Annotated in this window: 12 protein-coding genes; 6 read left to right on the top strand and 6 right to left on the bottom strand. The window is 59.2% G+C overall.

What is annotated here, in order from left to right:
• The first annotated feature begins 480 nt into the window (after window positions 1-480).
• Window positions 481-2,439: a hypothetical protein gene (locus tag IVB54_RS31170; protein ID WP_345956924.1), complete on the top strand. Its 1,959-nt coding sequence runs from the start codon at window positions 481-483 to the stop codon at window positions 2,437-2,439.
• A 729-nt stretch (window positions 2,440-3,168) separates the two neighbouring features.
• Window positions 3,169-3,330: a hypothetical protein gene (locus tag IVB54_RS31165; protein WP_247300649.1), complete on the top strand. Its 162-nt coding sequence runs from the start codon at window positions 3,169-3,171 to the stop codon at window positions 3,328-3,330.
• Here IVB54_RS31165 and IVB54_RS31160 read toward each other — a convergent pair.
• Window positions 3,317-3,511: a chorismate-binding protein gene (locus IVB54_RS31160; RefSeq protein ID WP_247335419.1), complete on the bottom strand. Its 195-nt coding sequence runs from the start codon at window positions 3,509-3,511 to the stop codon at window positions 3,317-3,319. The genes IVB54_RS31165 and IVB54_RS31160 overlap by 14 nt on opposite strands.
• A gap of 283 nt (window positions 3,512-3,794) precedes the next feature.
• On the opposite strand from IVB54_RS31160, the gene IVB54_RS31155 reads away from it, so the two are divergent.
• Together IVB54_RS31155 and IVB54_RS31150 are read left to right on the top strand one after the other, a co-directional pair.
• Entirely contained in the window at window positions 3,795-3,992 is a 198-nt protein-coding gene (locus tag IVB54_RS31155; RefSeq protein ID WP_247335417.1) for a Dabb family protein, read from the top strand.
• A 143-nt stretch (window positions 3,993-4,135) separates the two neighbouring features.
• Window positions 4,136-5,158 (top strand): site-specific integrase, encoded by a 1,023-nt coding sequence (locus IVB54_RS31150; RefSeq protein ID WP_247477909.1) that lies wholly within the window; start codon window positions 4,136-4,138, stop codon window positions 5,156-5,158.
• Here IVB54_RS31150 and IVB54_RS31145 read toward each other — a convergent pair.
• The 3 genes from IVB54_RS31145 to IVB54_RS31135 form a co-directional block, all read right to left on the bottom strand.
• Window positions 5,139-5,528: a hypothetical protein gene (locus tag IVB54_RS31145; protein ID WP_247336284.1), complete on the bottom strand. Its 390-nt coding sequence runs from the start codon at window positions 5,526-5,528 to the stop codon at window positions 5,139-5,141. The genes IVB54_RS31150 and IVB54_RS31145 overlap by 20 nt on opposite strands.
• Window positions 5,525-5,887: a hypothetical protein gene (locus IVB54_RS31140; RefSeq protein WP_247368940.1), complete on the bottom strand. Its 363-nt coding sequence runs from the start codon at window positions 5,885-5,887 to the stop codon at window positions 5,525-5,527. Before IVB54_RS31140 ends, IVB54_RS31145 begins: the two co-directional genes overlap by 4 nt.
• A 358-nt stretch (window positions 5,888-6,245) precedes the next feature.
• Entirely contained in the window at window positions 6,246-7,130 is an 885-nt protein-coding gene (locus IVB54_RS31135; protein WP_247368937.1) for a hypothetical protein, read from the bottom strand.
• Window positions 7,131-7,709: 579 nt separating this feature from the next.
• Between IVB54_RS31135 and IVB54_RS31130 the strand changes: the two genes are divergently transcribed.
• Window positions 7,710-9,080 carry an IS1182 family transposase gene (locus IVB54_RS31130; RefSeq protein ID WP_026233905.1) on the top strand — a complete coding sequence of 457 codons (1,371 nt, stop codon included), beginning with the start codon at window positions 7,710-7,712 and terminating at the stop codon, window positions 9,078-9,080.
• Window positions 9,081-9,262: 182 nt separating this feature from the next.
• Window positions 9,263-11,053: an adenylate/guanylate cyclase domain-containing protein gene (locus IVB54_RS31125; RefSeq protein WP_247338440.1), complete on the top strand. Its 1,791-nt coding sequence runs from the start codon at window positions 9,263-9,265 to the stop codon at window positions 11,051-11,053.
• A 136-nt stretch (window positions 11,054-11,189) separates the two neighbouring features.
• On the opposite strand, the gene IVB54_RS31120 is transcribed toward IVB54_RS31125, so the two are convergent.
• On the bottom strand, window positions 11,190-11,663 hold the full coding sequence (locus tag IVB54_RS31120; protein ID WP_247338441.1) for a hypothetical protein: 474 nt from the start codon (window positions 11,661-11,663) through the stop codon (window positions 11,190-11,192).
• A 474-nt stretch (window positions 11,664-12,137) separates the two neighbouring features.
• Window positions 12,138-13,709, bottom strand: a complete 1,572-nt coding sequence (locus IVB54_RS31115; protein ID WP_247384585.1) for an IS66 family transposase — start codon at window positions 13,707-13,709, stop codon at window positions 12,138-12,140.
• Window positions 13,710-13,719 lie beyond the last annotated feature (10 nt).

Here is a 13,719-nt window from a genome sequence, read left to right as displayed (position 1 = left end):
ACTCGTCAGCCAGCCTGTCTATCCAGACAGGCTACGCATTCTCGACTTGATCGGAGATGGAATATGACGGGCATTGGCCGATCTGGCAGATCGCGCATTGGGGATGCTGGAGCCGGATCGAGCAGTTCACGCTCGCACTCAAATCTAGCCCCTGGGGAAGGCAGTCAATCGTTCGATTCCGTCGTGGAGCGGATGCGCTCTGGGCCCCAAGATGGAGGGACGCCGTCCGCTAGCACGGCGCGCGGTGCCGACGATGCCCTTGGCGACAGGTCTTCCGGTCCCTCCGTTGGCCCAGATCGAATCCTAGGCGCTGCGGCACGTGCAGCCGCTGCGCCACGTGCAGTCACTGCACGGCGGCGCGGCTTTCCCTCAGTGTCGGAGGGTGGAGACACGGCACCGGTCGCCAGCCAGCCGCCAACTTCCGGTGTGGCAGTCCCCATTTCTTCGTCAGAGGAAGAAATCAACGCAACAAGGCGGCACATGGAGCGCCTGCGTGAGGAACTTGCCGCTTGCCGTCAGCCGGGCGAGGATGCCGAGCTGGAGGAGACGCTAGAGCTGATCGATCGGTTCGTCGAAGCAGGTTCGGCAGTTCTGGAGTACTACGCGAGGCTGCGCCCGGCCGTGGCGCCAAGCATTCTGTCCGACGCTGACGTCCGTCGATGCTGCTATGTCGTGCTCGATGCTGGGGGGAAAGCCAAATTGGTGGGCTCGGCGATTATCTCCGCCTTGCAAGACCGCAGAAAGAATTCGGCAGACCTGTTCCAGCGGATTTTCGCGAACGCTACCCCCGACCAGCTGAGCCGAGTGGCTTCCAGTATGGTGAAGGACCATATGCCTGTCATCGAGTGGTGGGGAAAGAAGCTGTTACGCTCGGAACGGATGGTGTCCGTCTGCGAGACCGCTGCCAACTTGCCAAGCACGACGGCCGAGATGCGGAAGCCCATCGAGGCCGCACTACGCCTGCATACCGGCTCGGCACTTTATGATGGGTGCTTGCATCTGGAATCGCGGATTAAGCTCGCGAAGCTTCTGATTGAGTCTCAGGCGAGCACGTTTGAACCAGTCGTGAGGGACGCCCTCATGGATGAGAAGGGGCGGGTGCGTCTGCTCGGGACCTATATCCAGGATGCTTTTCCGGCATTCAACTCGACGTGCAAAGCCGTTCTTAACGAGGACGGAGAACCACTCGACGCAGAGCACTGCGCCGTTCTGGAAGGAGCCATGGAACGGCATTCGGAATTTGCCTCAGGGGTGGAACGCATCGTTGCCAGCCTAAGGGATGCTAGAACGGATGCCGACCTTCCATTGGAACAATTGGACCAGATCGTGGAAGGTGCATGGGTCACCGCGCACCAAGTCACGCGACTTTTGGCAGTGCAGCCAAACAGGCAAGTGGAGCCGCCTGCCCAGACTGCGATATCGGAAAAGACCAACTTAGCGGCTGAGAACCACGCGGCGCGCAGGAAAGGGAAAGGCAAGCGCGCACCGGCCGCAGGCGAGGCGAGTTCAACTGCCAGGCTGCGCGAGCCGCAGCTCGCCAGGCCCGACGCTGCCACGGTTATCGTACTCTCGGATCTGGGTACGAAGAAACTCGCGAGTGCAGAGGAGGCGCGCGCGAGGGCGTCGTCATCGGCGACCGGGCACCTGGACATGTGGAAGGCTCCGCCCTCCAGGAACGCACTGACGGGATTACTCAAGCGATTGGACGAGCTGCTGCAGTTCGATCTGCCGGCTCAGCAAAGCGCCGTCTCGCAAGCGCGCCAGATGAAGCCCGAGGACGCCGACCACGTCGTGGATCTCGTCCTTAAACGCCTGCAGACGCAGACCATCGAGATTAAGACCTGTGTAGCCGCGCTGGAGGAGCCCCGCCGACGTGGCCTACTCACGCCTGCGCAAATGACCGAAGTGCACAACAAAATAGTCCGGCTTAAGGCGATGTTGTCCGAGGTTCAGGGACAGGCAAACTCAGTGAACGCGCAAAAGGCGGCGATCACGATCGATTGCATGAAGACCTATGCGTTTCCATCGCAGAAGTACCTTGAACAGTTGCGGGCGGCCGAAGAACTTGCGTCTGTGTATCCACCCCACGCATTGAAGATCGAGCCAACGACGCTGTTCGAGGTCGAGCTGCAGCCCAAGGCGCTGCGCAGTGGTAGGATGCCAAATCCGATGTGGGTGCACATCCATACCAAGCTGCCGGTACATGCCTTGCAGTTGGCGACGCTGGGCGTCGCCGACTTCGCCGCTTGCCACGTGAAGTCCAATGAACAGCGCGGCTACAATCGGCAATGGCAGAGCGCTCAAGCCCGCACGGGGCACAAGAACGTCGTGATCCACCGCGGCAAGCTCGCGCCTGCGTTCTGTAAGTCGTTGTTGAGCATCGCCTCCCTTCCCGAGGCGGAGCACGCGTCGATGCAGTTCGCGCGCCTCAGGATGTAGTTACCTGAGTGTCTCGCGCCAGAGCGTCGCTGTGCTGACACCATCAAGCAGACCGTATCACCGAGAGGAAATCCTCGATGCACTCGAAGCCCGCGCGGGCTCCTCGAACAGATCGACAACGGGTCCGACTGAAATTCGATCGGGAGCGTGGAGACCCCGACTTCCGTTCGCTTGAAAAACAGCATCGCGGCCCTTGTCGCCGCGCTTGCGATGGCCGGGTCCGAATAGCCTAGGATCCGGCTATGCTTCAGATCGTGAATGAAACAGTTTTGCGCATTTGTGTTCGAGATCCCATCGCCGATCGCTTCGTAAGTGTCTGCGGCGCCGTGCTTAGCGCCCTACCAATGATTGCGCTTCCCGGCCTGGAGCACCAGAATGCGGTGTAAAGAGACTCGGATCGATAACCAGCTCGGTTCTCTTGGTCGATTAGCCGTCACCTAAATGCAATGCGATCAGCTGCCCGTCGCCGGGGTTATGGTCCTTTCCGAGATCGCAAGCGCCTCATGATGATGTCCGGATGGGGTGGGTCATCCTCTGCAACGGCGGGCGGGCGAGCTCGCCACCAGTCGATTGACCGAGGTCACCACGACCACCGTCTCAGCGGGACATCGCCGGCCCGGCGGACCGGGCCAGAAACTTGCAAATTAAGGCCGGGCCGGCGCGTGGCCCCAGTCAAACGACGTGCCGTCGAGGGAAATGCAGTGGAGGATCACAGAGATATTGTGCGCAATGGCGACGTTGCCTTTTCATACCGACACGCTTCGCGAGCTTTATTCCCAAGGCCTCCGCGTTTCGCTGATGGTGAGCGGCGATTTCAGCGATGGTGAGCAGGCATTTCGCGCGATCGGCCGCGCTTTTGAGCTGATCTGCCGGCGCGTCAAACTTTTGTGAAATGCTCGGGCGAACTCGATGCAATGGTGAGCTCGCCATACCGAAGAAGGTCGGCAAAGGGAGCCGAATTCATTTTCCGCAGCTGACAATAGAAGGCTATCAGATCGAACGAGTTCGCCAGGCGAGCGCTGAAGCGCTGCGCAATGTTGACCTGGAAGGCGTCACCCGACAGATCAATCACGCGTTGTACAGCCGTGACGGCCTGGCCTGGTGTAAAGGAGGGGGCTGAGACTGTAACCAGCCCAACAAATTCTTCGACTGTTCGGCGAGCTCTCTCACGCCGGCGAACCGGATCCTGCTCCGGCCACCCGGTAGAAAGGACCAGCATTTGTCATGGCGGTAATCCAAGCTTATCACGCCTCGTAAAGATATAGGAGTGCCTGAGGCAAGCGATGCCTCCCGACGGTATCGTTCCAGCGTCCTGTTCAGCTCGTAGCCAAAAAAGGCGGCGGCGCCGCCCTGGAATGCCGGGAGATCGGCGCGACGGCCTTTCCGTTCTCGGCAAAATCCCGCACGCACGCCGGCTTGAGCTCGCTCGCAAGCGCAAGAGTGACCGGCTTGGCAACGAAATTGACGTGATCGTCTGCGGTGAATTCGAGGACGAAGTCGAACTCGAAGCCTATAAAGCGCACGAGCTTTACCAGGAGTCGATCCGGCAGTAGCTCTCGGAGCGGACTGACCTGAGCGAAGTCAATCCGCAACTTCGCGATGAACTTTGAGTAGATGCTTCCGTGGAGGTCATTAGCTTCGCGCGGATCGACGCTCGACGACTGGGGCAGAAGACACTCGATGTGCAGGAGATCGAGTGCGGCAACGCGGAAGAAGCTCTTCAGCTTGGCTCTGCCGGGGAGGCTATCGTCCCGCTCCGGAGGTAGTCGAGGCACCTCGGCCGCCCACCTTCGCCGATGCGGCGCTCGCCTATCTCAAGGCCGGCGGCGAGGCCAAGTTTCTGGGCAAGATCATCGAAGCCACTCGCGACCACGCCCTGCGCGACAAACCGCTCTCCAGCATCGACCAGATCGCAATCGACAACGCCGCGCGCGGCGTCTACCCTCTGGCGCCCGCTACTACGCTGAACCGCCAATTCTACACGCCCGTATCGGCCGTGCTTAAGCACGCCGGCATCGAACTGAAGATCCGCCGGCCCAAGGGCTGGCGCGGCAGCAAGGCCACCGAATGGCTCGAGCCGGACCAGGCCTTTGCCGTGATCCGCGAGGCCTATGCAATCGAGCCTGAGTTCGGCCTGTTCTGTCTCACGTTGCTCTACACAGGTATGCGGCTTGGGGATGTGACGGAAGAGGCCTTGCTACGCGGGCTGAAGCTGGACCAGGCGCTGCTTTATCTGGGCACCACAAAGAACAGCGAGCCCCGCCCGGTACACCTGCCACCGATCGTGGTGGAAGCGTTTCGAAAGGCGCCGCCCCGCCCCACCCGGCCCCGAAAGGCCGCCGGGACGGTATTGGCCAACGGTGCTGCCGGCCGAAACCGCATTGGTGCCGGTGAGCCGTTCCTCGACCGCCATGGCGATGAGCGGCTGTTCCGGTTCTGCAAAGGCGGCCGGCTCTACAAGATGCTCTACCTGGCGCTGGACCGCGCCGGCGTCGTGCTGCCGCGCCGCATGCGCGGCTTCCACATCTTCTGCCACACCTACGGCACCTGGATGCACCGCTACGGCGGGCTCGACACCTATGGGCTGACCCGCACCGGCCGATGGAAGGATCCTGACTCGGCTGATCGGTACAATCACACGATGGCGAGCGCGGAGGCGCGGCAGGCGGATCTGCTGCCGGTGCCGGATACTGCTCTTTCTAGAAGGAAGCGTGCTTAGGTCGCTTACGGATTTCATCAGCGAGGCCAGAATTGCGCCGCCATGACAGGAACGCGAGTAAAAGACAAATAGCGGTAAGCACGATGCAGGCCGGAAACGCCAGCAGATTACTGATATCGGCCTTGGATACAGGAGCGGCAGGAATCGTGGCGAGCTTCTCAAGCGCCGCGACAAAAGAGCCGATCAGGCCGAGCACCGCCCCCAAGCCTACGAAGCCGAGGGACCCAAGCAGCCCCGACTGCGGCTGGGTAAGTTGGTCAAGCTCGCGATCAAGAATCATGTGCCAATCCACAAAAGCAGGCATTGATATGCGAGCAGCAGGCGTATGCCCTTCGGCAATGCCTCCGGAAGTCGCTGACTGCTCGCTCATTTCTCTTTCCGCCCCTCCACCCATTGGTCATAATAATGCTTCGCGTGGGGACTGACGAATCCACAGTTGGTGCAGATCAAGATCGATATCTCGAAAATCGGCGAGTCCAGCGAAAAGCTGCCCTCCGCATTCTTCCCCCAAATCCCACCCCAAGGGGAAGGCTGGTTGTTCAACAACCAATTCGAGGTATTGCAGCGAGGACATTTGTTCGAGACGCCCTTGGCGTCCAGAAACTGCGCAAAAAGTTGAGCGTCCGGATTAGAGGCCATCACAGAAGATTGCCAGAGTCGCAACCAATGCTCAACAAGGTGGGTGAACCGGGGAAGTCGCGGGGAATGCCCGATCAGATAAAAATCCATCAACAATTACAATGGCTGGTAGCGCCTTCACACGGGAGAGGTCCAAGGTTCGATCCCTTGTGCGGCCACCACCAATCCCTCTGATATTATAGGCGTATTCGCCCTTTGTGGTTTGCTGGCTTTCGGCAGTTACCGGCACTAGATGGCAGAACGAAGCTGCAACACCCGGGGGAAATCCGGGGAATATGTTCATGCGCTGTTCTGGCCATTAAGTAGCGCGCTGCTCCTCCTTATCATCCCATTCCAATTCAGAGAGCACTTCCGCTTTGAAGTGCTGAAGTGCTCCCCAAAACTAGGCCAGCTGATGCTGGAATTTTCCGGGGTTTAGCTCATGCCGGCGGGGGCGCCGATGAGCCATTCAACAGCGATATCGGCGCCTTGTTGCCGATCGCGCTATGGCGCTGAAAAGCTTTCCGTGCTCGGCCAAGAGCCGCCGCACCGCGTCCTCTGCTTCTTTTTTGGAAGCACAACGCTCATGAAAAGAGGCGCTGGTATCGGCCGTTCGACGGACAGCGTCCCAATGCAGAATAGAAACCACGGCATACCAAGCGCCTCGTCCAGTGCGGCGTCTGACAAGAAGCTCATGATAACGATCGGCGGCCTGCGCCACAGCGAGCCAGAACGGTCCGTCCACGTCACTCTTGGCGTTCTGTCGGGATTCATGCGCAACCCCCTTCAGGGACGGTTCGCTCAACCAGGTCAGCTTGTTGTCGATACTCGAGATGCCGGTTTGAATTTCTCGCAGCGCCTCGCGCGCGTCAAAAGTGATTTGCGGAGATTTGGGTACTGTCCCCTTCGCCCTTTCCACCTTGGATGCAGCCACGCGCTTACGGCCCCAGATGTCATCAGCGATCAGATCGAGATCCTCTTTGGACAACGTCCAGCGATTCTCGCGCTCCCATTTCTCTCGATTGAGCTTTGGAGCGAGGTTGACGACTTTGCTAGGCGGTTTTCGAAGAGCTTCTTGCAGTGCGAGACCTGTATTGAGAGCCGCAAATCCTGAGGCGACGAGGCCCTCGCGAACTTGTCCACGCTCATCAAATCTCAGAAAGGTGCCTTCTGCCTGCTGGATACGGAGCGGCTTTCCGTCCTCCACCTCCAGAATTACATCAGCAACCTTTTGTTTTGTGCCGGCATATTGCGGCATGGCATCCTGGGCATGCACCAGCGCCATCATCACGCGCTGCGAAATGCGCTTTAGCCCGTCTTCGGCAAAGAGGTAAAATCTAACGGAAAGGGCCATGTGCAAGCTTCATCAAAAGAGAGCCATGGTTTAACAAGTTATCGACAGGCGCAAGCCTCTGGAGCTCGGAAATTTCCGACGAGCCTAATGCGTGCCCCCATCCAAGGTCTTGCTTGACGATCCCGTAGTAGATTTCAACCAACTTCCAGCCAGCTGTAGCGGCTTGGCCAGAATGCAAATTAGAGTTACGCACCAAGCTTCACCGACCAAGCTCTTCGACTTGGCCAAGGCCCTGTTCTGCTCTTCCCACGAAGACCCGCGCAGCCATCAGCCCTCCTAAGAGGCTACGGCCAAGTCGATCACCCGGATACCGAGCGAGCGCTCTGGCTCTACACCCTTTTTCATCGAATCAGCATGAGTTCGGGGCCGCCCAACATCGCAACCGTTCGAAAGTCAGTTGCGGGTCAAAATACGAAGAACTGAACGTGAGCAAATCTGGCCTGCCATGCCTCAATAAGCGGACCTCGTGGAGCGATGCTGCCACTTCGTCGAAGGGCCGATTTTGTTGCAAAAGTCGGTTGAGACAAGTCACGAATCGTGATTCCGTTGTGTTGACGCGAATCTCGGCGAGGTCGATCCATGATGGGCCGTCTGAAGAGTGACCAAGGTCAACTGTTCTACGAGTTTCGTCTTGGCGACGCGATACCCGAAGATCATCTGGTGCGGAAGATCGATGCTGCTCTCGATCTGTCCTGGCTTCGCGGTGAACTAGCATCTCACTATTCGTCGATGGGGCGCCCGTCGATTGATCCGGAACTGATGATCCGGATGCTGGTCGTGGGGTATGTCTTTGCGATCCGCTCGGAACGGCTGATCTGCCGTGAAGTGCAGGTGAACCTCGCCTATCGCTGGTTCTGCAAGCTTGGTATCGAGGACGCTGTCCCGGATCATTCGGCATTTTCGCGCGCCCGCAACGAGCGCTTCCGTGATGGAGATGTTCTCCGCCGCGTGTTCGAACGGATTGTCGAGACATGCATTGCCGCCGGTCTGGTTGGTGGCGAAGGATTTGCAGTCGATGCGAGCCTGATTGCGGCCGACGCGAACAAGCAGCGCTCGATCGCAGGTCAGGACTGGCGCAGGGATCGCGATCCGGCCAGGTCCAGCCGCGCGGTGAAGGAGTATTTGGCAACCCTCGACGATCCGGCGTGGGGCGCCGCCAGCGATGTCATCCCGAAGTTTGTCTCGCCATCCGATCCGGCAGCGCAGTGGACCGGCGCTCACAAGGGGCCGGCATTCTTCGCGTACTCCGACAACTATCTCATCGACGTGAAGTTCGGCGTCATCGTGGATGTCGAGGCCTCCCGCGCCATTCGCCAGGCCGAGGTCGGTGCAGCAAAAACCATGATCGAACGAACCGAGGAGCGCTTTGGTCTCAAGCCAGAGCGACTTGTCGGGGATACCGCTTACGGAGCGGCTCCGATGCTGAACTGGCTGGTCGAGGAGAAGGGCATCGCGCCGCATATCCCTGTGTTCGATAAGTCGAAGCGGGATGATGGCACCTTCTCGCGGAGCGACTTTCGATATGACCCAACCGGGGACGTTTACCACTGCCCGGGTGGTAAGCGGCTTGGGACGAGCGGTACCGTGCACGAGGGCAAGACCCTTCTGTATCGTGCCAGCAAGCTCGACTGCGATGTATGCCCGCTCAAACCGCAGTGCTGCCCAAAGGAACCATCACGCAAGATCCCGCGCGATATCCATGAGCATGCCCGAGACGTTGCCCGGTCGTTCGCTGGCACCGAGGGCTTCGAGCTCTCTCGGCGTCAGCGCAAGAAGATCGAGATGAGGTTCGCACACTTGAAGCGCATCCTGAAGCTTGGTCGGCTCCGATTGCGAGGCCCGCAAGGTGCCCAGGATGAGTTTGTTCTAGCCGCCATCGCTCAGAATCTGAGGCGGTTTGCATCGCTGGTCGCACGACCGCCGCCGGCTCAGGTTCTGCGCATCGCGTAGCGTAGCGTCAAAGTTGCGTAAAATGCGTCAGGGCCAGCGCTTCAAAGCGCGGCTCAACAAAAGGCCCAGCGGCCAAATCCATTGCAGCCAACTTTTGCAACAAAATCGGCCAATAGGAGACATCGGTTAGGTGGAATCCTGTTCGATCTGATGTACAATCGCCCAGGTTTGGATTCTAAGCCATGGTGCAAGAACGGCCAGTCCGGGTCGAACGCAGATTGTCAGCGATATTGGCGGCCGACGTGGCTGGCTATTCGCGGCTAATGCATACCGATGAAGAGCCTACGCATGCCAAATTTGCCGCGCTCTTGGCGGACGCTGTCAACCCAGCAATCACCGAACACCGGGGCCGCATCGTGAAGAATACCGGCGACGGGTTCTTGGCAGAATTTTCGAGCGCCGTCCAAGCGGTGCGGGCTGCCGTACAATTTCAAACGCTCATCAAGGAACTTACAATAGGTGACGCCGACGAAACACGTATTGCTTTCCGCGTAGGCATCAATATTGGCGACGTCATCGTCGAGCCCCACGATATCTTTGGAGACGGCGTCAACAAAGCGGTAAGGCTGGAGAGCATTGCAGAGCCGGGTGGCATATGCGTGTCGGCTTCTGTCTACGAACACGTCCGAGGCAAGGTCGACGCTGAGTTCGCCGATATGGGCGAACAACATCTCAAGAACATCGCCAACCCTGTCCGGGCTTATGCGATGATCCGGGATGGAGATAAGTTGGCATCAGAGACTAGGCGCACAAGACAGGCCCCGGTTTCGCCACCTCATTTTTCCGTCGTTGTGTTGCCTTTTACCAACCTCAGCGGTGATGCCGAGCAAGACTACTTCGTAGATGGCGTGACCGAGAGCCTGACCACGGATTTGTCGCGCATTAGAGGCTCGTTCGTCATTGGCCGACGCACAGCATTCACCTACAGAGGAAAGGTCGCTGACCTCAAACAGATCGGTCGCGAACTGAAGGTCCGGTACGCACTCGAAGGTTCCATACAGCGTGACCGCACCCGGCTGCGAGTGAACGTGCAGCTTGTCGATACCGAAACAGGTAGTCACCTCTGGGCTGACCGATTCGACAAATCTATCGCTGACCTGCTCGACATGCAGGACGAGATCGTTGCGCGGCTGGCGAACACAGTAAATGCCCAGCTGATTGAGGCTGAGGCACGGCGAGCGGAAAACACGCCGAACCCCGACGCCATGGATCTGATTTTCCGAGGCCGCCATTCATTCAATGAGGGCCTTACGTCTAGATCCCTGACACAAGCTCGCCTTTGTTTCGAGCGGGCATTGGCGATCGACGCTGAAAACATTGACGCGACGGTCTGGATGGCGGCGGTCGATGTGACATCCTCATCGATCTTTTTGATCGACGACCTATCTCTTCGGCTAGCAGCCGCAGAGACGATACTCCTAGAGGCGCTGTCCCATGCACCGAATCATCCCTTTGCACATTTGCTCCTAGGGATCGTCTTGATGCATACGAACCGCGCGCTTCAAGGCCTGACAGAGTGCGAGCGAGCGTTGGAATTGGATCGCAATTTTGCTGACGCCCACGCGATGATTGGTCTCGCTAAGTATATGATGGGCTGCGGCGCAGAGACCGAGGCTCACGTAAATCAAGCATTGCGCCTCTCTCCTCGTGACATCCTTGCCTACCGATGGCTGTCGCCAGTCGGGTTTTCCAAGTTGCAGATCGGAGCAGATAACGAAGCAGTCAGCTGGTTCCTTCGCGGTATCGAAGTCAACCGAAATTATCCCCTCGTACATTTTGGGCTTGCGGCTGCTCTCGCCTTACTTGGCAAGCTGAACGACGCGTACGCCGCTGCGAAAGCAGGGCAAGCGCTCGATCCCACATTTACTATTCGTCGGGTGCAGAGCATCTCAATGGGCAATAGTGCGGTGTATCTCGAGGGAAGTAGGCGCATCCTGAAAGGGCTGCGCGTGGCCGGCGTACCGGAGGAATGATGTCCGACTTGGGTCAAAGGCGGCGGTCCGCACCGGAGGCGATGACTTCTGCTCGCCCCTGAGTCCCGGCCTGCCTGTGCACTGCGCCAGCCGACGCGATGGGCCACAAAGCTGACGTACGTTCGGGACGCCCCCGTCACTGGCCGGTCTCGTTCTGTCTTCGGATCAGGGACATATCCGAGACGCGGGCAGTGATCGGCAATCCATGCTGCCTAAGAACACTCCATCCGGCCCATAGCCCGATGAGGCCGAAGAGACTGGCCGCAGGAAGAACCCAGGTCATTCGTCTGGCGCCCAGCGTAGCGGCCATCGTCGCGCAAAACACAGCGACCAAGATGGCAGGAACGACGTATGGCCAGTTCCCTACAACTCGGTCAAACCCTCTTCGGGCGATGAGCAACACTGCAACCAACCCGAAGCCACTCATGCCCAAGAGGAGGACATTCCCGCCAACGTCGAGCGCCAGGCTCGCCCCGTGCTCTGGCATGGATCGGCCCCCCAGCACGTGTTCGTAAAATCGAACGCCTGAAGCATAGGTCAGAAGAAGACAGAACAGCCCGAATACGAAGCCGATCGTCTTGAAGAGAGATCTTGCCGCTTGTACTTCCATGCTGGGCACCCTTTCAGCTCTGCTCAACGTTCCTTGAGGCGTTCAATCAAAGCCCGACTTTGGGTAGAGCGCACTGGTGAATTTCCCGCTCAAGTCTCTGGTTAAGCCCTGGTTGCCGCAATCGCTTAGAAGCGTCGGAGAACGACAGCCCACAGTACCGGTCGCAAGATCACCCCAACACCATCTCACTTCTGCAATGGGTCGGTCTGTCTAGCGCTGCTGCAAACCTCCGGTCTGTCCTCTTGAGCGGACATGGACCGACGCCGCATCAACGGACGCGAAGGGGCCAACAGCGGACCAACGTTGGGATGCCCGATCTCAGGCGAATACTCTGCGGCGGTGGCGAATGCTGGAGGGCGAGCGCCCATAGAGTTCGCGAAAGACGGCGTTGAATCGTAAGCGCGATTTTCTCCGCACGATGACGCCCGCGCTTTTGACGGATGGCCTTCGTATCGAGGGCGGCATCTGACCCGTTCAGGCAGCGGCGGTTTTGGGGAAGTTGAAGGGCAGCAGGTCGGTGATATCGGCGTCGTCGGCGCGCTGAGGCAATTCGGTGAGCACGTGGCGCAACCAGGCTAACGGCTCGACGCGTGAGGCGCGGCAGGTCAGCATCAGACTGTAGACGACGGCACTGGCCCTGGCTCCCTCGACGGTGTCGCTGAACAGCCAGCTCTTTCTGCCAGTGGCAAAGATTCTGATATCGCGCTCCAGGAGATTGTTGTCGATCGGCATCCTGCCGTCTTGCGTGTAGCGCGTCAGATATGACCATTGGTTCAGAGTGTAGGATACGGCATCGCCAAGCTTGCTGTCGGGCAAGACCTTCGGGGCGATTTGATCGAGCCATTCCTTGAGGGCGTTCAGGACGGGAATGCTGTGTTGCTGGCGGAAGCGGCGAATGCATTGATCTGGCGTTTCGCCTCTGTCTGGTTTTTCGTCCCGCGCCTGCCTTTCAACCCGGTAAAGCTGTTCGAAGAACCGCAGCGCCTGCTCTGGCGGGCCGCCGCCCTTCTTCCTCGCCTTGAGGGCATCGACAAAGCGCCGTCGGGAGTGGGCCATGCATCCAATGTGGGTGGTCCCTTCCAGCGTGCGCCATGCGGTATAGCCGTCACTCATCACGATGCCACGGTAATCGCCGAGGAAGGCCTGCGGGTGGATCTGGCCGCGGCCCGGCTGATAATCCAGAAGAACGATGGGCTCGTGACTGCCCTGGCCGCTGCGATAAGCCCACATGTACGATGTGCTGGTGGCTTTTTTGTCCTTCTCCTTGAGGACCTGAACCGTCGTCTCGTCGCCATGGATGAGAGGTTGCAGTCTGAGCCGCAGCTTCAGGGCGTCTGAGATGCGATGCAGATGCTTCTCGCTCGAGCCGATCACCCAGTGACCCAAAGCGCCGCGGCTGACAGGAACACCTGCGCGTTCGAAGGCCTGCGCCAGACGGTAGAGCGGCGTGCCATCGACATATTTGTGAACCAGCGCGAACGCCAGCGTTGAGGCCGTGGCAACGCTGCCCGGCAAGGGCTGCGTCGGCATCGGCGCGGTCACGACAGGGGCATTGATCCCGGTGCGATCGCAATGGCGGCACCCATATTTGAAGCGCACATTCTGTAAAACCTTCGCCTTCACCTCGATATGAAGTTGCTCGGTGACAGTCTCGCCCATGCGATGCATCTGGCCACGGCAGCAAGGACACGCCTTCTGATCGTCGGGCAGGTCATACTCGACCCGCTCACGCGGCAGGTTCGCCGGCAGCGGTCTGCGGCCGCGCTTCTTTCCCGTTGTGCTTTCGACGGGTGGCAAGCCCGTGTCCGGAAGTTCGGCGATATTGTCCGTTTCGCTGCCGGCATCATCCTCGTCGGCGGCCTGCTCGGCTTCATTGAACAGACGGTCGACGTGCTTTTCGCTGCGCGGCGCAAAACGATGCAGGCGTGCCAGCGCCAGTTCTTCCTCGAGCCTGACGACGCGCTCCGTGAGCTGACGATTCTCCACCTGCAGCGCAGCAATGCGCGCCAACAGCGCTTCGACACTCGGTTCGCCGGTTCGATTCATCGGATTCTTG

The organism is Bradyrhizobium sp. CW1 (genome assembly GCF_023100665.1).
In the GTDB taxonomy this organism is placed as follows: domain Bacteria; phylum Pseudomonadota; class Alphaproteobacteria; order Rhizobiales; family Xanthobacteraceae; genus Bradyrhizobium; species Bradyrhizobium canariense_D.
The sequence above is the reverse complement of the archived record's forward strand: the minus strand, read 5'-3'. Positions and strand labels throughout refer to the sequence as shown.

What these genes read in the sequence shown, in the direction of transcription:
- IVB54_RS31170 (WP_345956924.1), top strand. Translation starts at nt 481, where the DNA reads ATGGAGCGCCTGCGTGAGGAACTTGCCGCTTGCCGTCAGCCGGGCGAG.
- IVB54_RS31165 (WP_247300649.1), top strand. Translation starts at nt 3,169, where the DNA reads ATGGCGACGTTGCCTTTTCATACCGACACGCTTCGCGAGCTTTATTCC.
- IVB54_RS31155 (WP_247335417.1), top strand. Translation starts at nt 3,795, where the DNA reads ATGCCGGGAGATCGGCGCGACGGCCTTTCCGTTCTCGGCAAAATCCCG.
- IVB54_RS31145 (WP_247336284.1), bottom strand. Translation starts at nt 5,528, where the DNA reads ATGAGCGAGCAGTCAGCGACTTCCGGAGGCATTGCCGAAGGGCATACG.
- IVB54_RS31140 (WP_247368940.1), bottom strand. Translation starts at nt 5,887, where the DNA reads ATGGATTTTTATCTGATCGGGCATTCCCCGCGACTTCCCCGGTTCACC.
- IVB54_RS31135 (WP_247368937.1), bottom strand. Translation starts at nt 7,130, where the DNA reads ATGGCCCTTTCCGTTAGATTTTACCTCTTTGCCGAAGACGGGCTAAAG.
- IVB54_RS31130 (WP_026233905.1), top strand. Translation starts at nt 7,710, where the DNA reads ATGATGGGCCGTCTGAAGAGTGACCAAGGTCAACTGTTCTACGAGTTT.
- IVB54_RS31125 (WP_247338440.1), top strand. Translation starts at nt 9,263, where the DNA reads ATGGTGCAAGAACGGCCAGTCCGGGTCGAACGCAGATTGTCAGCGATA.
- IVB54_RS31120 (WP_247338441.1), bottom strand. Translation starts at nt 11,663, where the DNA reads ATGGAAGTACAAGCGGCAAGATCTCTCTTCAAGACGATCGGCTTCGTA.
- IVB54_RS31115 (WP_247384585.1), bottom strand. Translation starts at nt 13,709, where the DNA reads ATGAATCGAACCGGCGAACCGAGTGTCGAAGCGCTGTTGGCGCGCATT.